The following is a 19522-nucleotide window of genomic DNA, read 5'->3' on the forward strand; positions in this document are numbered from 1 at the left end:
GATGCGCAGGCCTCGGGCGGAAAGTGGCACCGAGCACCCCCTGACATGCGGAAAGATGCGCGCATGAGGTTCGAGTACTTCGCAGTCGCGGACGACGAGACAGCAGCACTGACCATCGACGGTGCCGAGATCGAGGGCAGCGTGGGATCCCACGTCGTCGACCCCGCATCAGTGCTGGGCCAGCTCGAGCGGCTGCTCGGTGGCCCCGTCGGGGACGACGGTCTGCGCAGCGCCCAGCTCGTGGCCGAGAGCGCCGACGGGGCCCGGCTGGTGATCCGCCTGTCCAACCACCTGGTGTCCCTGTTCGGCATGGTGCGCCCGGCGACGCTGGACGACGTCGTGAAGCACTGGTCGCTGTCTCGCCGGTTCCGCCGTGCCGACCCGGAGGACCTGAACGCCTTCGCCGCCGGGCTGAACGAGCTCTGCAAGGGCAGCGGCAAGCGTGTCTACTGCCGTGCGACCGCCGACGAGGCGGAGCTCGCCCCGGCCCGGACCCCGGTCGGAGCCGGCGTCGGTGCGGGCGTCGGTGGAGACTCGGAGGAGCCGCGCCCGCTGCCCCGGCGGCGCTGACAGGCAGTCGCTATCCCATTTCCAATTGACCGATAGTGTCGTTCCTGCGACGCTATCGGTATGGAGATCGTGACCGTCGCCGATGCCGCGGAACGCTTGCGCCTATCCGTTCGGCAGGTCCAGCGGCTCGTGCGGGCGGGGGATCTCATGGCTATCGGCCCGGACCGGCTCGACTGGGAGTCGGTTCTGAGACACGAGGCGACGCGTAGGGCGCATCATCGGCGCGCCTGGGAGGAGGCGACAGCCTGGGCATCGGTCGCGCTCCTGGAACGCGTCGAGGTGCCTTGGCTCGGTCAGGCGCAGCGGTCGCGATTGAAGGGTGAGCTTCGAAGAGCCACCGCTGAAGAGCTCGTCGCGCGGACCCGCAATCGGGCAACGGTTCATCGCCTCACGGGGCACCGGGCCGTGGTGGGCAGGCTCGTGCGTGAGGTTATCGGTTCTGGCGGGGCCAAGGGCGTCGGCGACCTCACTGCTGCACCCAGGGAGCAGGTGGACGGCTACGTCTCGGTGACTCGGTACCACCAGCTCGTGGCGCGTTACCGGCTTCATGAGGCCGCCGAGGAAGGGAACGTGACTCTTCGGGCGACGGGCTTCGATCTGGACACCGTTGCCCGGATCGCTGAGCAAGGCGAAGTCCTGGCCGGTCTTGATCTGGGTGCGTCCCTGAACGCCCGGGAGCGTGAGGCCGGGATGCAAGCGGTCGAGCTCGCACTGGCGCCGCTCCGGTGATCGGTGACCGGAGTGTCATCGACGTCGGGACGCCGGCCGGGGGATGGGTGTATCCAACGCGCTCATCATCAAGTCGGCCGCGCACAAGGCTGACAGCCGCGATCCCGAGCGGCACCTGCTTGACGCCGCGGTGCTTCTCGCATGCATTGACGATCCGTACGTCGAACTGGAGCGTCCTGCGTCCGGGAGTGACCGAAGCCGCCTGAATCATCTGTACAAGCACCTTGGGAATCCGCTCCATCCGGCTTGGCTGCCGCTTGATGTTCGGGCCCGGACCGACGGTCAGGCGGCCCTCGAGATCCTTGTCGGTGGTTAAGGCTTCCGAGGCACTGGCTGCGGCGTTGGCTGTCGATGCGGCCCTCGTGTGGCATAGGGGGTTTCCACAACTGACAGGTCAGTAAGTTTCTCCCTATGGTGAGGTGCCGCCGCACCGACGCGGCGGCGGAAACTCGCCGGAGGCCGTCATGTCATCTGTTCGGAAAGCGGTGGGCGCCCTCGCCGCCGTCGTGCTCGCGGGCCTGCTCGGGGTCGTGGCCTCGCCGGGGGCCGTCGCCGCGACGACCGGCACTCTGGTCAGCGCGGCCAACAGCAGGTGCCTCGACGTGACCGGAGGTTCCACGGCGAACGGCGTCCGGCCGCAGATGTGGGACTGCACCTCCGGCAACGCCAACCAGCGGTGGACCCTCGCCGACAACGGCTCGGTCCAGGCGCTCGGCAAGTGCCTGGACGTCGCGAACGGTTCGACGGCGGACGGCGCCGCCGTGCACCTCTGGGACTGCTACGACTCCGTGGCGAGCCAGAAGTGGACCCTCTCCGCAGGGGGCGACCTGGTCAACCGCGCCGCCAACAAGTGCCTCGACATCGCGAGCGGCAACCTCGCCAACGGTGCCGTGCTGCAGCTCTGGTCCTGTACCGGCGCCGCCCACCAGAAGTGGTCCCACTCCGGAGGCTCCGTGCCCCAGCCCAACCCGGACCCGGTGCTGCCGAACCCGGCCAACCCGGACCTCGGCCCGAACGTCGCGGTCTTCGACACCTCGATGTCCGACGCCGCGGTCCAGGCCAAGCTCAACAGCGTCTTCGACGCCCAGGAGACCAACCAGTTCGGCCCCCAGCGGCACGCCATGCTGTTCTACCCGGGCTCGTACGACGTCGACGCGAACGTCGGCTTCTTCACGCAGGTAGCGGGCCTCGGCCTCGTGCCGGACGACGTGAACATCAACGGCCACGTGCACGTCGAGGCCGACTGGTGGCCGGACGGCTCGCAGAACGCCACGCAGAACTTCTGGCGCTCCGCCGAGGGCCTCTCCGTGACGCCCGCCGACGGCAACGACCGCTGGTCCGTCTCCCAGGCCGCGCCCTACCGGCGCATGCACCTGCGCGGCAACCTCGCCCTGTCCGACGGCGGCTGGTCGTCGGGCGGCTTCATCGCCGACTCGAAGGTCGACGGGCAGATCAACTCCGGCACGCAGCAGCAGTTCCTCACCCGGAACTCCGCGATGTCGAGCTGGGCCGGCTCCAACTGGAACCAGGTCTTCGTCGGCAGCACGGGGGCGCCGTCGAACAGCTTCCCGAACCCGCCCTACACGACGATCGCCGCGACGCCCAAGGTGGCCGAGAAGCCGTACCTCTACGTCGACGACAACGGCTCCTACCGGGTGTTCGTCCCCGCCGTCCGTACCGGGACGACCGGCACCACCTGGGCGAACGGCAACCCCGCCGGACAGTCCCTGCCGATCGGCGACTTCCACGTGGTGCGCCCCGGCGACACCGCCGCGAGCATGAACGCGGCGCTCGCGGCGGGCAAGAACCTGCTGGTCACCCCTGGCACCTACCAGCTCAACCAGACGCTCCAGGTCAACCGGGCGAACACGGTGGTGCTCGGCCTCGGCCTCGCCACCTTCGTCCCGCAGGGCGGTATCAACGCCATGAACGTGGCAGACGTCGACGGCGTGCGTCTGGCCGGCATCATGTTCGACGCCGGGACCACCAGCTCGAACGTGCTGCTCCAGGTGGGCCCGAGCGGCTCCTCCGCCGACCACGCGGCGAACCCGACGGTGCTCTCCGACGTGTTCATCCGGGTGGGCGGCTCCATCGCGGGCAAGGCCGCGGTGAGCATGGAGGTCAACAGCGACGACGTCATCGGCGACCACGCCTGGATCTGGCGGGCCGACCACGGCAACAACGGGACGGTGGGCTGGACGGTCAACACCGGCCGCAACGGCCTGATCGTGAACGGCGACGACGTGACCATGTACGGCCTGTTCGTCGAGCACTACCAGCAGTACCAGACCATCTGGAACGGCGAGCGCGGCCGCACGTACTTCTACCAGAACGAGATGCCGTACGACCCGCCGAACCAGGCCGCCTACATGAACGGCTCCACCGAGGGCTGGGCGGCGTACAAGGTGGGCGACGCCGTGACCGACCACCAGGCCTGGGGGCTGGGCAGCTACGCGTTCTTCAACGTGAACCCGGCGGTGGCGAACGCGCGAGCCTTCGAGGTGCCGGTGCGGCCGGGCGTGCGGTTCCACAACATGGTCACGGTCTCGCTCGGCGGCGTCGGCACCATCCGCCGCGTCATCAACAACACGGGCGAGACGGTGAACAGCGGCCGCCAGGTGACGTACCTGACGACGGGTCCGTGACCCGGCGGAAGGCTTGCGGCTGACGTCTGGTCTAGAGGCTCCGGACGATCAGAACCCCCTGGGTTCTGGTCGTCCGACTCCTGTTGAAGGGGACTCAGGCCGAGGCGGACGAGTCGTTGGCGTAGATGTCCTGGTAGAGGCGCAGCGCTTCCGACGTGAGGTCTTGGCGGTCGCGTCCGGTGAACCTGTCGACCGCCAGGGTCGCCGGCAGCGGCTCGGCGCCGGTCAGCGCGCGGCGGAGCGCCTGGGCGGCACCCGCAGCGTGGGTGACCCAGATCGCCTGGGCGATCCACACCCCTGACGCCTCGGGGTGCGGGCCCAGGAAGGGCAGGTTGTCGGGCGTCACCGCGAAGACGCCGTTCACCCGCTCCTCGGGCTCGAAGCGGAAGGCCGGGTCGAGCAGGAGCTGGGCCTTGTCGACCATCGGCGTGAGGTCGGCGGACCAGGCGAGCCCTGTGCCCTGGTCGAGGCCGTCCTGCTCGACCGGGACCGGCACGTGGTCGTAGGTCCCGAGGCCGATCCGGTCGCCGTGCACGCGGCCGTAGATGTGGTTCTCGGGCCAGCGGAGGAACGGCCCGTCGTGCAGGTCCGTGCGCCGGGGGCCGTAGACGTACGGGTGGGCCAGCGGGACCAGCGGGAGCTCGATCCCGACGAGCCCCGCCAGGGTCGGACCCCAGACGCCGGCCGCGAGGACGACGTCGTCGGCCGCCCAGGTCCGGCCGCCGCGGGTGCGTACGCTCGCCCGTGCCCCGGGAGTGATGCCGACGACGTCGGCGCCGCTGACGAACCGGGCTCCGGCGTCCGCCGCCCGACGCCTCAGTCCCGCGGTGATGACGGCGGGAGCCGCGGTGCCGTCGAGCTCGTAGTGCCACGCCGCCACCACGCTCTCCGCGTTCACCACCGCGGCGACCGAAGCGGGGAGGCCCCCGGGCGCCGTCTCCGTGACGGGCAGTCCGGCGGCGCGGGCCTGGTCCGCCCGCTGCGCCAGCTCGTGGGCGCCGTCGGTGGAGGTGGCGATCTCGATCCCGCCGGACCGCGCGAACCCGGCGCCCAGCGACGAGTAGACCTCCGCGGACTCCCGGGCGAGCGTCGTGAGGATCGCGGCCTCGTTGTAGATGCCGACGAGGCCGGGTGCCAAGGACGTCGACCCGCGTGGGGCGCCGCTCTCGCGTTCCAGCACGGTCACCTCGAAGCCGTCGAGCACCGCAAGCTCCGCGGCGACGGCGGTCCCGACGACTCCTGCTCCGACGATCACGATCTGTCGTGTCATGTTCGCTGCCCTTCTGCGCCGTGCGGCATCGTCCGGTCGCGTCGACCGGGCCGTGGTCACGTAATTCCCGGGAGCGTAGCCGAGGAGTTCGCCTACGCTCCGGACGGCCGCGGAGAGCATCGGCGGTCAGCCGCCGTACCGTCGCGCGACCTCGCCGAACGCCTTCTTGCGCTGATAGACGCCGTCCTCCGTCACGGCCAAGACCCCGAAGCCGGCCTTGTCGAGGTCGAGGCTCGGGTCCGCGCGGCGCTGGAAGTCGGGCATGGCGAACGTGAAGACGAAGCAGCCGTGGATGCCTTCCGCGTCGTACAGCTCGATGAGTTCGCCGAGGTAGCGGGCCTGAACGGACTCGTCGCGCGGATGGTCGCCGCGGATGCGCGGCGGTTCGGCGAACCAGTCGACGATCTGGAACGAACCGGCGCCGCGCAGGTCGGCTCCGGTGAAGGCACCGCAACCGAACTCGGTGATGACCACCGGCTTGCCCGCGCTGTCGCGGACCAGACCCCGAAGCCTGTCGGTATAGGTCGCCTGGTTGCGCGCACCTCGATACAGGCTGACGCCGACCACGTCGAAGGGCGACCAGTCGACGTCCTCCCACCCGGCCGCCGAATAGGTCAGGGGGCCCTGGAAGTGGCGGCGCGCGATGGCCACGGTGCGGCCGAGCAGCCTGTGGAGGCGCCTGTTGACCCGGCGTCGCAGCAGGCGGTGGAACCGCAGGATGAGTTTCAGCCGCAGGAACGAGCGGAAGCCAGGGACTATGCCGGGCACGGTGTGCGAGAGCTCGGTGCCGACGAGGAGCGTCACGCGGTCCGGGTGCTCGCGCCGCAGCGTCTCGGCCGCCGCCGCCACGGCGTCCAGCCGCTCCAGCAGCTCGCGGCGGGGCCGGTCGGTGTGGTCCGGTCTGATGTAGACGGCCAGACCGACGTCGAGGGCGACGCGAGCGGCCTTGATCAACCGCTCCACGTCGCCGCCCGTCACCATCACCGTGTCGCAGTGCAGGTCGCGCTCGATGATCTCGAGATCCCGGCGCACGTCGTCGGCGCTCGCCTCGCCGAGCAGGTAGGAGATGCCGCGGACCGTCAGCATGCGTTCGCCTCGGCTCGGCGCAGGTGCGGGGACGTCATGGCTCGACCCTTTCACGACGAGCCCGAAGTGGCTGTTGGTCCGGTCAGCGCTGGGCCGCCGGGCGCACGATGATCTCGTTCACGTCGACGTCGGCCGGCTGGTCCAGGGCGAACGAGATGGCGCGGGCGATCGCGTCCGCCGGGATGAGGTTGCGGCGGAACGCCTGCATGTAGGTCCGCGCCCCGGTGTCGGAGATGTGCTCGGCGAGCTCGCTCTCGACCGTGCCGGGTGTGATCGTGGTGACCCGGATGCCCGGGTCCGACTCCATGCGGAGGCCCTCCGTGATCGCCCACGCGGCGAACTTGCTGGCGGAGTACACGGCCGACGTCGGATACACCTCGTGCGCACCGATCGAGGCGACCGTGACGACGTGCCCACCGCCCTGTCGCCCGAAGTGCGGCAGCACCGCGGCGATGCCGTGCAGCAGTCCGCGCACGTTGACGTCGATCATCCGGTCCCACTCGTCCACGAGCAGCGCGTCGAGGCGGGACAGGGGCATGACGCCCGCGTTGTTCACGATGACGTCGATGCGCCCGTGCTCCGCGACGACCCCGTCCACGACGGCGCGCACGTCGTCGCGGTCGGTCACGTCGAGGCGGTGGGCGCTCGCCGCACCGCCGTCCGCCCGGATCTTCTCCACCACGGCCTGGAGGCGGCCCGTCCGGCGGGCGCCGAGCACCACGTGGTGGCCCTCCGACGCGAGCCGGAGGGCAGTGGCCTCGCCGATGCCGCTGCTCGCGCCGGTGACGAGGACGATCTTGCTGGTGCTGTGCCGGGTGTTCGTCTCTGTGGTCATGGATCCAGGCTGCGGCGCCGCGCCAGGCCCAGGAAGGACGCCGTCCTCCTGGGTGCAGCACACCCTGGATACGCGCGGCGGGCGGGGTACCGTCGAAGACATGACCGCATCACCGCTCGGCGACTACCTGCGCGGCAGGCGTGCGCAGCTGACCCCGGAGGCGCTCGGCCTGCCCGTGTACGGGCGGCGCCGCGTCGTCGGCCTGCGGCGGGAGGAGGTGGCGATGCTGACCGGCGTCAGCGTGGACTACTACGTCCGACTGGAGCAGGGCCGCGAGGTGAGCCCGTCACCGCAGGTCCTGGACTCGCTCGGTGAGGTGCTGCGCCTGGACGACGACGGCAGGCAGCACCTCTACCGGCTGGCGGGCCTCAGCCCCCGGCCGGCGAGCCCCGCTGCGGTCGAGGAGGTCGACAGCTCGCTGCTGGAGCTCATGCTCTCCTGGCGGGACAGCCCGGCGCTCGTGCTCGGGCGGGCCTTCGACGTGCTGGCGAGCAACCCGCTCGCCGAGGCGCTGTTCGGCGGGTTCCCGTTCTCCCGGAACCTGACCCGTGCGACGTTCCTCGATCCCGCAGCGCGCACCTTCTACCCCGACTGGCACGGCGTCGCCGAGAACACGGTGGCCGGGCTCCGCCTGGCGGACGGGCTCACGCCCGGCAACCCGGCGATCCGCGCGGTCGTCGACGAGCTGCGCGTCAAGAGCCCGGACTTCGTGCGGATGTGGGACCAGCACGACGCCCGCGGCAAGCGCCTGACCAGCAAGCGTTTCCTGCACCCCGAGGTGGGCCACCTGGAGCTGCGCGTGCACGCGTTCGACGTCCGTGGCGTGCCGGGCCAGGAGCTCGTCGTCTACCACGCGCCCGCTGGTTCGCCGGCCGCCGAGGCGCTGGCGCTGCTCGGCACGATCGCCGCGACCCGCGCGGTCGGCTGAGGGCGGCCGGGCGTCGGCTGCCAGTAGGGTCCTCTTCATGTCGTCCCGTAGCCGTCGATCTTTGACCCTCTGGTTGATCGTCGTACCGGCTTGGATCGTTGGGATCCTGCTCGGGGCGGTGTTCGTCAAAGTCGGGGCCTCCTGGACGCTCGAGAGCTGGCAGGCGACCCACGGCGGGATCCAGGGGCAGTTCACCACACACGAGCCGGACTGCGGCGGAATCCCACGCGCGCGCTGCAGATGGGACGGTGAGTTCCGGTCGTATGACGGGACCTACGAGGTAGCCCCCGCACGGTTCTCGGGACTGAGCGGGCAGCATCCCCGAGCAACGGGCCTGACGGTTTCGCCCGTCGTGGTCGCGCCCGGTGGCGACAACGTCTACTACCCTGACGACAAGACATGGGCATTCGTGTGGCTTTTTTCAGCCTTGGGCCCGATCGCGTGCTGGGCTGTCGTCGTCCGGGCACACGGGATCAGAGACAAGCTGCTCGAACGCGCTGAGCGCTCGTGACTGCCCTCACGTCTGTCATTCTTGACTCGTGACAGACCGGATCCCTACCGGAGTTCCTACCCGGCCGGGTCCCCGGCCTCGGGTGGACATCCCGTACCCGCGCCTCTCCCCGGGGCTACGCAGCTACTTCGCCACCGAGGGCGGGGGAGCGACGCTCCTGCTCGCGGCCTCGGCCATCGCCCTGGTCTGGGCGAACGTGGCGGGCGGCTCGTACCACGCGCTGTGGGAGACGCCCGTCAACCTCACGGTCGGCACCTGGGAGCTGCACCTCTCGCTGCACCACTGGGTGAACGACTTCCTCATGGCGGTGTTCTTCTTCGTGGTCGGCGTCGAGGTCAACCGCGAGCTCACGGTCGGCGAGCTGCGCACCTTCCGTGCCGCGTCCGTGCCGCTCTTCGGGGCGATCGGCGGGCTGGCCGTCCCGATCGGCATCTACCTCCTGATCAACCCGTCCGGCCCCGACGCGGCAGGCTGGGGCCTCCCGATGTCCACGGACACGGCGTTCGTGATCGGCGTGCTCGCGCTCGCGGGGCCGCGCTGCCCTGACCAGCTCCGCGTCTTCCTGCTCACGCTGGCGATCTTCGACGACATCGGGGCCATCGCCCTCCTCGGCATCTTCTACTCCGACGCGATCTCCATGGGCGCGCTGGCGCTCGCGGCGCTGCTCGCGCTGGTGCTGTTCGCGATGCGCTGGATCGGCGTCTGGCAGATCCCGCCGTACCTGCTCGTCGGCCTGATCCTGTGGGTGGCGGTCCTGGAGTCCGGGCTGCACCCGACGCTCGCGGGCGTCGTCGTGGGGCTCTCGGTCCCGACCGCTCGCCGGGGGCACGACGACCAGGCGCGCCGAGATCTCGGGTGGTACTCGCGCGCCCTCATGGAGGAGTTCGACCCGGCCCGCTCCCGCCTCGCCGTCAGCGCGGCACGGTCGGCGGTCCCCACGAGCGACCGCATCCTCGACGCGCTGCACCCCGTGAGCTCGTACTTCGTCGTGCCGGTGTTCGGGCTGGCCAACGCCGGCGTCGCCCTCACCGGGGAGTCGATCAGCGCAGCCATGTCCAGTCCGGTGACGCTCGGTGTGCTGGTCGGCCTCGTGCTCGGCAAGGGGATCGGCGTCTTCGCCGGGGCCATGGTCGCGCTGGTGACAGGGCTCGGTACCCTGCCCGGTCAGGTGCGTTACGGACACCTCGCCGGCGGCGCGTTCCTGTGCGGCATCGGGTTCACCATCGCGCTGTTCGTCAGCGAGCTCGCGTTCGACGATGAGGCGCTGATCAACGAGGCCAAGGTGGGCATCATCGTCGGGTCGATCCTGTCGGGCGTCATCGGCATCCTGGTCCTCCGGTACTTCGGTGACCGGCTGCCGCTGTGCTCGCCCCACGAGGCCAGCGGGCCGCCGCCGCTGCCGGACGGAGCCTGGCGCCCGCCGGCCTAGCGGTTGGCGTGACCTGGCCCAGGCGGTTTTGCGGGTCGCGCGCCCGGTGAGATCGGTCCGTTGCACAGGGCAGCTCATCGAGATCGGTCGGTTGCTCCGAGATCGGTCGGTTGATTGACCGATCTCAGAGCAACGGACCGAAGTCAGTGAGTTCGGTCAGTTGCCCGGCCTGACCTACTGGCCCACGCCGTCAGCCGTCGAGGAACTCCGTCAGGGCAGCCAGGTGATCCCCGACCGGCCCGGCGGTCAGGACGCCGCTGCCCGCCGACACCTCGTCCGCCGCCGGGGTGAGGGCCGTCCGGGCTCGCTCGGCGACCCGGCGGTCGCCGACCGCGATCGCCGCCCGCCCCGCCAGGACCCAGAGCACCTCGGCGAGCAGGCCGCTCGTCGCGATCCGCGCGGGCCTCGACCACCCTGACCGGATCACCCACCTGGCGATCCTCGACGTGCTGCCCACCCTCGACATGTGGGACGTGCTGCACGGCGCCGACGCAGCCGTCGCGTTCCACCTCTACCTGATGGCCCAGCCGCCCGGCCTGCCCGAGCGGATGATCAAGGCCTCCGCCGACGACTTCTTCGGGTTCTTCCTTGACGCCTGGGGCACGGGCCCCGACGCGATCCCGGCCGACGTGCGGGCCGAGTACCTGCGGGCCTCGCGCGAGGCGGTGCCGTCGATAGTGGCGGACTACCGGGCGTCGGCGGGGATCGACGTCGAGCACGACCGGGCCGACCGGGCGGCCGGACGGCGGCTGACCATGCCGGTCACGGTGCTCCAGCAGGACTGGGGCGCGGCGCTCGGCTACGACGCGGCGGGTCTGTGGTCCGCGTGGGCCGCCGACCTGGAGCACCGGACGCTCGACGCGGGGCACTTCATGGCCGAGCAGTCCCCGCGGGAGGTGGTGGCCCACCTGCGGGCGCTCCTGACGCGCTGACCCGAGCTACCGGCGGAAGCGGGCGCGCTTGCGGGACATCGACATGGTGTCCCGCAGGTCGGTGACCGTGACGGCCCCCAGGTACGGCTCGCCGTTGATGAACAGCGTGGGCGTGCCGTGCACGCCCGCGTCGATGCCGTCCTGGTAGTCCGTGCGGACGGCGTCGGCGAACCGCTGCGCCGGGTCACCGACCAGGGCGCTGGTGTCGAGGTCGAGCTGCTCGCCGTAGCGGATGATCGACGCGTCGTCGAGGCTGTCCTGGTTCTTGAAGAGCAGGCCGGCCATCGGCCAGAACGCCCCCTGGTGCCCTGCGGTCTCGGCCGCGAGGGCCGCCGTCAGCGCGTACGGGTGCGGCTCGAAGAGGGGGAAGTGGCGCCACACCAGGCGGACCTGACCCTCGGAGGCGTTGATGAGCTCGTGCAGCACGGGCTTGGCCGCACCGCAGTACGGGCACTCGAAGTCGCCGAACTCCGTGATGGTGAACGGCGCCTCGGGGTTGCCGTACGCCCAGCGGAACGCGAAGTCACCCTCGTGGGGACCGGTCTGCAGGGCGTAGGGAGTCGCTCCCTGTCCGCCGCCGGTGGTGTCGTCGGTCGTCATGTCCTCATCCTCTCGCAGTTGCTACGTCCAGCAGGGTCTCTGCCGCGGCGCGGGCCTGGTGGGCGGCGTCCGGCGTGCCCGCGATGGCGGCGGTGGTCTGCGCACCCTCGGCGAGGATCGCGAGCTGCGGTGCCAGGGTGGCGGGTGCTCCGGCGTCCGACACGAGGCGGGCGACGTACTCCTGGAAGCTGCGCTTCTGCTCGCGGACGGCGTCCGCCACCGCGGTCGAGGAGGCGCCCAGCTCGCCGTGCGTGTTGATGAACGCGCACCCGCGGAAGTCCGGCTCCCGGAACCAGGCGTCGAGGAAGTCGAAGATGGTGAGGATGCGCTCGCGCGCCGACGTCGCCCGCTCCGACGCGGATGCGAGGCCGGAGTCCCAGACCGTGGTGCGGTGGTGGAGCACTGCGACGATCAGCTCGTCCTTCGAGGCGAAGAGCGAGTAGATCCGCTTGAGCGACACGCCGGCCGCCGTCCGTACGGCGTCCATGCCCACTGCCTGGACGCCGTGCGCGTAGAACAGCTCGTCGGCGGCCTCGATCACTGCCTCGCGGGCGGTCTTCTCGTCGATCATGCGATCTCACCCCACTTTTCGCTCCGCACGACTTGCGCGGAGAACGTCCGTTCTCTACTGTAGCGGATATCGGCAGAGAACGACCGTTCTCCGCCGGGCCACACGATGGCAAGCGGGATTCAGGAGAGGAACACGTCATGGGTTTCATCACGGTCGGCACCGAGAACAGCACCACCACGGAGCTCTACTACGAGGACCACGGCACGGGGCAGCCGGTAGTCCTCATCCACGGCTACCCGCTGGACGGCAACAGCTGGGAGCGCCAGTCGCGCGAGCTGATCGCCGCCGGGTACCGCGTCATCACGTACGACCGCCGTGGGTTCGGCCAGTCGAGCAAGGTCGGGGCCGGCTACGACTACGACACCTTCGCCGCGGACCTCGACGCGGTCCTGAACACTCTCGACCTGCGCGACGTCATCCTCGTCGGCTTCTCGATGGGTACCGGAGAGCTCGCCCGCTACGTGAAGAACTACGGCCACGAGCGCGTCGCCAAGCTGGCCTTCCTCGCGTCGCTCGAGCCGTTCCTCGTCGCGACCGACGACAACCCGACCGGCGTGCCGCAGTCGGTCTTCGACGGGATCCGCGAGACGGCCCACGCCGACCGCTTCGCCTGGTTCACGAACTTCTACCAGGACTTCTACAACCTGGACGAGAACCTCGGCAGCCGGATCAGCCAGGAGGTCGTCACGGCGAGCTGGAACACGGCGACACGCAGCGCCCCGGTCGCGGCCTACGCCGTCGTCTCCGCCTGGATCGAAGACTTCCGGGCCGACGTCGAGGCGGTGCGCGCAGCGGGCAAGCCGTCCCTGATCCTGCACGGGACCAAGGACAACATCCTCCCGATCGACGCAACGGCCCGCCCGTTCCACAAGGCGTTCCCCGAGGCGGAGTACGTGGAGATCGAGGGCGCGCCGCACGGCCTGCTCTGGACCCACGCGGCCGAGGTGAACGAGGCGCTGCTGGCCTTCGTCAAGGCCTGACGCCGTAGGCCGAGCAGTAGTCGGTAGAAAGTCAGGTGGTCGGCAACCCGAGTTGCCGATCACCTGACCTTTTGCCGATCACCCACGTCTAGCGCGTGGCGCGCGACGATGACCAGATCCGTCCGCCTCGCGACTCGATCCGGCCTCCCGCCCGCGCGCCCGCGTGGCCAGACTGGAGGCATGAACCGAGCGCTGATCGTCGTTGATGTCCAGGAGTCCTTCCGTGTCCGCCCGCAGTGGGCCGACACGCTCAACCCCACGGTCGCGGAGCCCGTCAACCGGCTCGTCGACCTCGCCCGCGCGGCCGGGGACCTCGTCGTCTGGGTGCTGCACACCGAGCCAGGGACGGGCAATCCGTTCGACCCGGAGTCCGGTAACGTCCGGCTGTTCGCCGAGCTGAGCGAGCCCCTGCCTGACGAGCCGGTGCTCCGCAAGACCTCGCACAACGCGTTCACGACCACCAACCTGCAGCAGATCCTCACCGCGCACGGCGTGGGCGAGCTGCGCGTCTGCGGCATCCGGGCCGAGCAGTGCGTGGAGACCACGACGCGCGTCGGCTCCGACCTCGGCTACGCCATGACGTTCGTGAGCGACGCCACCAGCACGGACCCGCTCGGCCGGTTCAGCGCCGCCGACATCCTGGAGCGCACCGAGGCCGTGCTCCGTGACCGGTTCGCGCGCATCGCCACCGTCGCGGAGCTCGAGTCCGAGGCAGAGTCCGAGGCGGAGTCCGAGGTGCGCGTGACAGCATCGGCCACGTGACCACTGTCGTCTTCGTGCTGCTGCCCGGGGTCCACCTGCTCGACCTGGCGGGCCCCGCGCAGGCCTTCTTCGCGGCGGGCGACTTCGGCCGGCCCTACGACCTGCGGTACGTCTCCGGCGTCGAACCGGACGGTTCCGGAGACGGCAGGCGTGGGGCCGGTGGTCCAGGGCCCGACGCCGGCGTGGTCGCCTCGGCGCAGGGCCTCCCGCTCGTAGCGGGTACCGACTGGCCGGAGCTGGGCCCCGACGACCTCGTCGTCGTCCCCGGCTGGCGCGTCGGAGGCGTCAAGGTCGCCTGGCCCCGGCTGAGTGTCTCGCTGCGCGAGCGGCTCGCCGCCCACCACAAGGCGGGCGGGACCGTCGCGAGCGTGTGCGCGGGGGCGGACGCCCTCGGCCAGGCCGGCCTGCTCGACGGCCGGCGCTGCACCACGCACCACGCAGTCCAGGACGACCTCGCCGCGCGCTATCCCCGGGCGCACGTGGTCCGGGACGTCCTCTTCACCACGGACGGCGGCGTGGTCACCTCCGCGGGCATCGCGAGCGGCATCGACCTCTCGCTGCACCTGCTCGCGATGCGGCACGGCCCTGCGCTCGCCGCCCGGGTGGCCCGCGAGATGGTGGTGTACACCCGCCGGAACGGGACGGAGCCGCAGGCCAGCGCGATGCTCCGGCACCGGTCGCACGTCGACGACGCGGTCCACCGGGTGCAGAACCACATAGACACCCACTTCGCGCGGACCCTGCCGCTCGCCGACCTGGCAGCGCACGCCGGTGTCGCGGCGCGCACGCTGACCAGGCTGTTCACCCAGGCCGCCGGGATGACGCCACTGCGCTACCAGCAGCTCCTGCGGCTCGAACGGGCAGAGCACCTGATCGGCCACGGAGCGACGATCGAGTCCGCGGCCCACACCGTCGGCTTCCAGGACCCGCGCATGCTGCGCCGCCTCCGCAGAGGAGCCGAGGCGTGATCGGCAATCCGTCAGGTGGTCGGCACCTCGGACTGCCGATCACCTGACGGATTGCCGACCACGTGCCTCAGCCCGGGTGTCAGAGGAGCAGGCCGACTATCAGGGCGACGATGGCCAGCAGCGGGACGAGGCCCTGCTTCAGTGCGGCGTCGCGCTTGGTCGGGTCCGAGATCACCAGGACGAGCGCCGCCGCGACCATCGAGCAGGTCCCGGCGAGCACGAGGGCTACGCCCACCGCCGTCGACCCGGCGGCCGTGAAGACGATGCCGACGCCGGTGATGATCGCGAGGAACAGGTTGTAATAACCCTGGTTCAGGGCCATCGGCCGCGTCGCCTCTGCCTGTTCCGCGGTCAACCCGAACGTCGCCAGCGTCTTCCGGTCGGTCCAGGCGAAGGACTCCAGATAGAAGATGTAGACGTGGACCAGAGCTGCGATACCCGCGAGCACGAGACCGGCGATCAGCATGTTGACTCCTTGGCTGCGACATGACCTGCGGGCATGTCACCCGCAGTATGTCAGCGCATGGGCCAGGTCAGCGCGACGGCGGCTGCTCACCGTCCAGCTGCGCCTTGAGCGCGGCGAGCGGGGAGTCCCAGTCCCGCGCGAGCGCCGCGAGGAACTGCTGGGCCACCTGCATGGGGGTCGAGTGCAGCCGGTAGCGCACTCGACGGCGTTCGCCGGGCTCGGGGATCACCAGGCCGGCGTCCGTGAGCAGGGCCAGGTGCTTCGCGATCGCCTGCCGGGTGATGGGCAGCCGGCCGGACAGGTCGGTCGCCGTCGCGGGACCGCGGGCCGCGAGCTCGCCGAGGATCGCGCGCCGGGTCGGGTCGGCGAGGGCCGCGAAGACCTGCTCGGCGGTCTTCTCCGGCTCGTTCACGGGGCGGTCGTTCACGCGGCAGCGAGATGAGCGGCGAGCTCGCCGAGCTCCCGCTCCCACCCGGTGACGTGGTCCGGATATGCCACGGCGTGGTCGTCGGCGGAGAACTGGGCGAAGCCTGTCTCCGTCACGGTCAGCCGGGTGCTCGTGCCGGCGGGGTCGCCGGCCGGCTCCAGCGTGAACTCGACGTAGGTGCGGCGCGGGTCGTCGTCGGGCATGCCGTCGATCTGCCAGGTGAAGGCGAAGGCCGACGGCTCTTCGACGCGTTCGACGCGGAGGTCGTGGCGAGCGCCCTTGTCCCACGCGATCCGGGCGGCGCCGCCCGGGCGCAGGTCGATGTCGGCGTGGTGGCCGAACCAGGACGCCAGGCCCTCCGCGGTGGTCACGGCGGCCCAGACGGCGGCGGGCGCGTGGCCGAGCTCGATGGTCCGCTCTATGCGATCGGGGAAGGGCATGCCTCCGACCCTATGCGTGGTCGCACCTTGACGCAACTAATTGGTTGCCATAGTGTCGCAATCGCTCGGTTGCGATACGGCGCGGCCGCTGCTCACCCGGAGGAACGTATGGACGTACAGACGCAAGCGGTTCCCGCCGCGCCGCCGTCGGCCCGCCGCACACTCTCGACGCTCTTCGCGGCGAACTTCGTGCTCGGCACCGCCGAGACGCTCGTGATCGGCCTGCTGGTGGTGATCTCGGGTGACCTCGGCGTGTCGGTGCCCGCCGCCGGAGGCCTGGTGACCGCCTACGCCGTCGGCCTGGCCGCGGGCGGCCCGCTCCTGACCATGGCGACCATGCGGCTCGACCGGCGGACGGTGGTCCGCGGCTCCATCGGCGTCTTCGTGGTCGGCAACCTGCTCGCCGTCGTCACCGCCGACTACCTGACCTTCCTGGTCGCGCGCGGGATCACCGGGGCGCTGCACGGCCTCTTCCTCGCGACGGCGTTCACGGTGGCGACCGCCGTCGTCCCGCGCGAGGCGGCAGGGCGGGCGATGGCCGCGATCCTCCTCGGCAACACGCTGGCCGGGGCGTTCGGCGCCCCGCTCGGGACGGCGCTCGGGCAGGTCGCCGGCTGGCGCGGCGCCTTCGTCGCCGTGGCGGCGCTCGGCGCGCTCGTCCTGGCCGCCTCCTGGTTCCTTGTCCCGTCCCTGCCTGGCGCGAGCGCGGACGACGCCGGACGCGGGCAGCTGCGGAACGCCTTCGCGCCCCGGGTGCTCGCGCTGCTCGCCGTCTGCTTCCTGGTGTTCGCCGCCTCCTGCGCGGCCTGGAGCTACGTGGTGCCGTTCCTGGAGGAGGTCACCGGGGTCTCCGGGGCCATGGTCGGGGTGTACCTGATGATCTACGGCGCGGCGACCGCCGCCGGCGCCTACGTGGGTGGCCGCCTGGCGGACTGGAACGCCCCACGCGCGCTGGTCCTCGGGCTGATCGGCCTGACGCTGTCGCTGGTGGCGCTCTGGTTCCTGGGATCGTCGCCCGTCATGGTGGCGCTGATCCTGGCGCTGCTGGGCCTGTGCACCATGGGCATGGCGCCGTCCCTGCAGCACCGGGTGGTCAGCCTGGCGGGGCCGGGTGCGCCGCTCGCGCAGTCGTTGCCGGCGTCGGCCGCGAACGTGGGCGTCGCGACGGGAGCCGCTGTCGGCGGCCTCGCGATCAGCGGGTTCGGCGTGCCGGCCGCGGTCGCGGTGGGCGCCCTGATCGGTGCGGTGGCGATCCCGATCACCATGGCCACCGGTCGGCTGACGCCTGTTCGGGAATAGGCGGCGCACGTTCGTGGCTCCGCTTCGTATGGAATGGGACATGACGACGCTGAAGCGCGAGCAGCTACCTGCTGACGCGGCCCTGGTGCGGTCCGGTGCCCTGTGGGCCCTGATCCTGTCCGGTGCCGCGACGCTCGAGACGGCGGGCGGTCGCCAGACGGTCCTGCCCGGCGACGCGGTGCTCGTCGATCCCCGGACGGCCTACCGGCTCACCGCCGATGTCGACACCGACCTCGTGTACGGCGACCTCCGGCGAGAGGCCCCCGCCACGCCGTGGTCGAGCCCGCTGGTCCTGCGGGGGTTCGGCGACGAGCACCGCGGCGTCGTCGCGCTCGTGACCACCTGCCCCCTCAGCGTGCAGTGCAAGGCCGACCGGTTCGCCGAGGCCTACGCGGGCCTCATCGGCGCGGCGATCTCCGCCATGTCCCGACCGGCCGAGGCGGTCGGCGGCCAGGCCGACGGCGCACGCGGCCCGGCCGACGACCCGGAGGTCGCCGAGGTGGTCGCCGCCCTCGCGGCGAGCCCGGGCGAGCCGTGGACGCTCGACCGGATGGCCGGCCTGGTGCACCTGTCGCGCTCTGCCCTCACCGAACGGTTCCGCCGGGTGACCGGGCACAGCCCCATGCGGATGCTGCGGGAGGTGCGCATGAACCGGGCTCGCACCCTGCTCACCAAGCAGTGCCTGGCGGTCACGCGGGTGGCGTTCGAGGTGGGGTACGGCTCGGTCGCCGCGTTCAGCCGGGCGTTCGCCGCGGACCACGGCGTCTCGCCGCTCGCGTGGAGGGTGTCAGCCGCGGGGTATCCGCAGGAACGCCCAGCCGATCCCCGCCGCCACCGCCGCACCTGCGCCGACCAGCAGCAGCGACCGGACGCCGTACCCGTCCAGTAGCAGCCCACCCAGCGCGGAGCCCACGGTGATCGCCACCTGGAAGGCGGTGACGATGAGTGACATCGCCGACTCGGTCCGTGCGGGCTCGACCCGCGCGCCCCAGAGCTGGACCATCACGGGGACCATGTTGAACGCGAAGCCCCACAGGACCACCGCGACGGTCAGCACAGGGACGGACGAGGCGGTCGCGCTGAGGACCAGCGCGGCACCGAGCGCTATCGGTGCGGCCGCGGCCAGCGGCCGCAGCCAGCGGGCGAGCATCCCGGCCACGATCGTGCCCGTGACGGCGCCGACGCCCCACGCCAGCAGCATCCAGGTCGTGGCACCGGGATCGATGCGGTCGATCGCGAGGCGGATGTACGGGTAGGCCGCGAAGTTGCCGAGCGCGACCAGCACCACGCACCCGAGACCGGCCATGAGCCGCCTGTTGCGCAGGGCCTCGCGCAGCATCCGCAGGCCGGCCGTCGGGTGGGCAGGGACGGAGGGAAGGGCCATCGCGAGGGCGACCGCGCTGATCGCGCAGAGGACGGCGGCGCCCCCGAACGCCATCCGCCAGCCGACGGCGTCGCCCACTATCGAGCCGAGCGGGACGCCGAGCACCGTCGCGATGCTGACGCCGAACGAGATGGCGGACGACACCAGGCGGTCCTTGCCGGGGGCGGCGAAGGTGCCGACGCCGAAGGCGAACGACCAGTACCCGGCGATGGCGACACCGAGCAGGAGGCGGCCGACCAGCAGCACCGCGAAGCTGGGCGCGACGGCGACCGCGAGGTTCGACACTGCGGCGGCGGCGAGCAGCCCGAGCATGACCTTGCGCCGGTCGGTCCGGGGGAGGAGCACCGCGATGCTCGGCGCGGTGAAGGCTCCGGCGATCGCCGTGGCGGCGACGGCCAGGCCTGCCGTGCCCTCGCTCACGCCGATGTCGGCGGCGAGGCCCGGCAGCACGCTCGCGGGCAGGAACTCGCTCGCGACCAGGATCGCGATCCCGAAGGAGAGCGCGATGACGGGTGTCCAGGCCGGAGTGCTCGCTGGGGTGGTGACGGTCGAGCTGGGCGGTGCGCTCGGTGCGACGCTCTGAGTTGGCATGGTTCCAGCGTCGTCGCCGCGCCCTCGGGCCACTTGATCCTCTGACGCCCCCTGTTGATCGCCCGGCCGAGTGCGCGCCGCCGGTCCGCGCGTCCGGAT

22 protein-coding genes are annotated in these 19522 nt (G+C 71.3%); 12 read left to right on the top strand and 10 right to left on the bottom strand.

Going from position 1 to position 19522, the window contains the following annotated elements:
- Window positions 1-63 precede the first annotated feature (63 nt).
- The 3 genes from AB0F70_RS22850 (at window position 64) to AB0F70_RS22860 (ending at window position 3944) form a co-directional block, all read left to right on the top strand.
- The gene (locus AB0F70_RS22850; protein ID WP_357453794.1) at window positions 64-570 is read left to right on the top strand and encodes a hypothetical protein; all 507 of its coding nucleotides are present in this window, start codon (window positions 64-66) and stop codon (window positions 568-570) included.
- Between the two features lie 60 nt (window positions 571-630).
- On the top strand, window positions 631-1299 hold the full coding sequence (locus AB0F70_RS22855) for a hypothetical protein (protein WP_357453797.1): 669 nt from the start codon (window positions 631-633) through the stop codon (window positions 1297-1299).
- A 464-nt stretch (window positions 1300-1763) separates the two neighbouring features.
- Window positions 1764-3944 (top strand): RICIN domain-containing protein, encoded by a 2181-nt coding sequence (locus tag AB0F70_RS22860; RefSeq protein WP_357453800.1) that lies wholly within the window; start codon window positions 1764-1766, stop codon window positions 3942-3944.
- A 94-nt stretch (window positions 3945-4038) separates the two neighbouring features.
- Here AB0F70_RS22860 and AB0F70_RS22865 read toward each other — a convergent pair whose 3' ends face one another.
- The 3 genes from AB0F70_RS22865 to AB0F70_RS22875 all read right to left on the bottom strand — a co-directional run bounded on the left by AB0F70_RS22865 (window position 4039) and on the right by AB0F70_RS22875 (window position 7135).
- The gene (locus AB0F70_RS22865) at window positions 4039-5214 is read right to left on the bottom strand and encodes an FAD-binding oxidoreductase (RefSeq protein ID WP_357453803.1); all 1176 of its coding nucleotides are present in this window, start codon (window positions 5212-5214) and stop codon (window positions 4039-4041) included.
- A gap of 126 nt (window positions 5215-5340) precedes the next feature.
- Window positions 5341-6300: a hypothetical protein gene (locus AB0F70_RS22870; protein WP_357453806.1), complete on the bottom strand. Its 960-nt coding sequence runs from the start codon at window positions 6298-6300 to the stop codon at window positions 5341-5343.
- 82 nt (window positions 6301-6382) lie between these two features.
- Window positions 6383-7135 carry an SDR family oxidoreductase gene (locus tag AB0F70_RS22875; RefSeq protein ID WP_357453809.1) on the bottom strand — a complete coding sequence of 251 codons (753 nt, stop codon included), beginning with the start codon at window positions 7133-7135 and terminating at the stop codon, window positions 6383-6385.
- Between the two features lie 100 nt (window positions 7136-7235).
- Here AB0F70_RS22875 and AB0F70_RS22880 point away from each other — a divergent pair, with 100 nt between their 5' ends.
- The 3 genes from AB0F70_RS22880 to nhaA are packed head-to-tail and all read left to right on the top strand — an operon-like array spanning window position 7236 to window position 10003.
- Window positions 7236-8063: a helix-turn-helix transcriptional regulator gene (locus AB0F70_RS22880; RefSeq protein ID WP_357453812.1), complete on the top strand. Its 828-nt coding sequence runs from the start codon at window positions 7236-7238 to the stop codon at window positions 8061-8063.
- 37 nt (window positions 8064-8100) lie between these two features.
- Window positions 8101-8574, top strand: a complete 474-nt coding sequence (locus tag AB0F70_RS22885) for a hypothetical protein (protein ID WP_357453816.1) — start codon at window positions 8101-8103, stop codon at window positions 8572-8574.
- 28 nt (window positions 8575-8602) lie between these two features.
- Window positions 8603-10003, top strand: a complete 1401-nt coding sequence (nhaA, locus tag AB0F70_RS22890; RefSeq protein WP_357453819.1) for a Na+/H+ antiporter NhaA — start codon at window positions 8603-8605, stop codon at window positions 10001-10003.
- 190 nt (window positions 10004-10193) lie between these two features.
- Here nhaA and AB0F70_RS22895 read toward each other — a convergent pair whose 3' ends face one another.
- Window positions 10194-10430 (bottom strand): hypothetical protein, encoded by a 237-nt coding sequence (locus tag AB0F70_RS22895; protein ID WP_357453822.1) that lies wholly within the window; start codon window positions 10428-10430, stop codon window positions 10194-10196.
- Between the two features lie 19 nt (window positions 10431-10449).
- Between AB0F70_RS22895 and AB0F70_RS22900 the strand changes: the two genes are divergently transcribed.
- Entirely contained in the window at window positions 10450-10935 is a 486-nt protein-coding gene (locus tag AB0F70_RS22900; RefSeq protein WP_357453825.1) for a hypothetical protein, read from the top strand.
- 6 nt (window positions 10936-10941) lie between these two features.
- Here the strand turns inward: AB0F70_RS22900 and AB0F70_RS22905 are convergent, their stop codons facing one another.
- Both AB0F70_RS22905 and AB0F70_RS22910 read right to left on the bottom strand, forming a co-directional pair.
- Window positions 10942-11535, bottom strand: coding sequence for a DsbA family protein (locus tag AB0F70_RS22905; RefSeq protein WP_357453828.1), 594 nt, complete (start codon window positions 11533-11535; stop codon window positions 10942-10944).
- A 4-nt stretch (window positions 11536-11539) separates the two neighbouring features.
- On the bottom strand, window positions 11540-12106 hold the full coding sequence (locus tag AB0F70_RS22910) for a TetR/AcrR family transcriptional regulator (protein ID WP_357453831.1): 567 nt from the start codon (window positions 12104-12106) through the stop codon (window positions 11540-11542).
- A gap of 137 nt (window positions 12107-12243) precedes the next feature.
- Here AB0F70_RS22910 and AB0F70_RS22915 point away from each other — a divergent pair, with 137 nt between their 5' ends.
- The 3 genes from AB0F70_RS22915 (at window position 12244) to AB0F70_RS22925 (ending at window position 14816) form a co-directional block, all read left to right on the top strand.
- Window positions 12244-13086: an alpha/beta hydrolase gene (locus tag AB0F70_RS22915; RefSeq protein WP_357453834.1), complete on the top strand. Its 843-nt coding sequence runs from the start codon at window positions 12244-12246 to the stop codon at window positions 13084-13086.
- A gap of 180 nt (window positions 13087-13266) precedes the next feature.
- Window positions 13267-13848 (top strand): isochorismatase family protein, encoded by a 582-nt coding sequence (locus AB0F70_RS22920; protein ID WP_357453837.1) that lies wholly within the window; start codon window positions 13267-13269, stop codon window positions 13846-13848.
- Entirely contained in the window at window positions 13845-14816 is a 972-nt protein-coding gene (locus AB0F70_RS22925; RefSeq protein ID WP_357453841.1) for a DJ-1/PfpI family protein, read from the top strand. Before AB0F70_RS22920 ends, AB0F70_RS22925 begins: the two co-directional genes overlap by 4 nt.
- A gap of 79 nt (window positions 14817-14895) precedes the next feature.
- Here the strand turns inward: AB0F70_RS22925 and AB0F70_RS22930 are convergent, their stop codons facing one another.
- The 3 genes from AB0F70_RS22930 to AB0F70_RS22940 all read right to left on the bottom strand — a co-directional run bounded on the left by AB0F70_RS22930 (window position 14896) and on the right by AB0F70_RS22940 (window position 16149).
- The gene (locus AB0F70_RS22930; protein WP_357453844.1) at window positions 14896-15282 is read right to left on the bottom strand and encodes a DUF1304 domain-containing protein; all 387 of its coding nucleotides are present in this window, start codon (window positions 15280-15282) and stop codon (window positions 14896-14898) included.
- A gap of 67 nt (window positions 15283-15349) precedes the next feature.
- Window positions 15350-15694, bottom strand: a complete 345-nt coding sequence (locus tag AB0F70_RS22935) for a metalloregulator ArsR/SmtB family transcription factor (RefSeq protein WP_357453847.1) — start codon at window positions 15692-15694, stop codon at window positions 15350-15352.
- A gap of 11 nt (window positions 15695-15705) precedes the next feature.
- Window positions 15706-16149, bottom strand: coding sequence for an SRPBCC domain-containing protein (locus tag AB0F70_RS22940; RefSeq protein ID WP_357453850.1), 444 nt, complete (start codon window positions 16147-16149; stop codon window positions 15706-15708).
- 108 nt (window positions 16150-16257) lie between these two features.
- Between AB0F70_RS22940 and AB0F70_RS22945 the strand changes: the two genes are divergently transcribed.
- Both AB0F70_RS22945 and AB0F70_RS22950 read left to right on the top strand, forming a co-directional pair.
- On the top strand, window positions 16258-17448 hold the full coding sequence (locus tag AB0F70_RS22945; RefSeq protein WP_357453853.1) for an MFS transporter: 1191 nt from the start codon (window positions 16258-16260) through the stop codon (window positions 17446-17448).
- 40 nt (window positions 17449-17488) lie between these two features.
- Window positions 17489-18337 carry an AraC family transcriptional regulator gene (locus AB0F70_RS22950; protein WP_357453856.1) on the top strand — a complete coding sequence of 283 codons (849 nt, stop codon included), beginning with the start codon at window positions 17489-17491 and terminating at the stop codon, window positions 18335-18337.
- On the opposite strand, the gene AB0F70_RS22955 is transcribed toward AB0F70_RS22950, so the two are convergent.
- Window positions 18236-19423, bottom strand: coding sequence for an MFS transporter (locus tag AB0F70_RS22955; protein ID WP_357453859.1), 1188 nt, complete (start codon window positions 19421-19423; stop codon window positions 18236-18238). The genes AB0F70_RS22950 and AB0F70_RS22955 overlap by 102 nt on opposite strands.
- Window positions 19424-19522 lie beyond the last annotated feature (99 nt).

The organism is Promicromonospora sp. NPDC023805, assembly GCF_040639635.1.
Classification (GTDB): Bacteria; Actinomycetota; Actinomycetes; order Actinomycetales; family Cellulomonadaceae; genus Promicromonospora.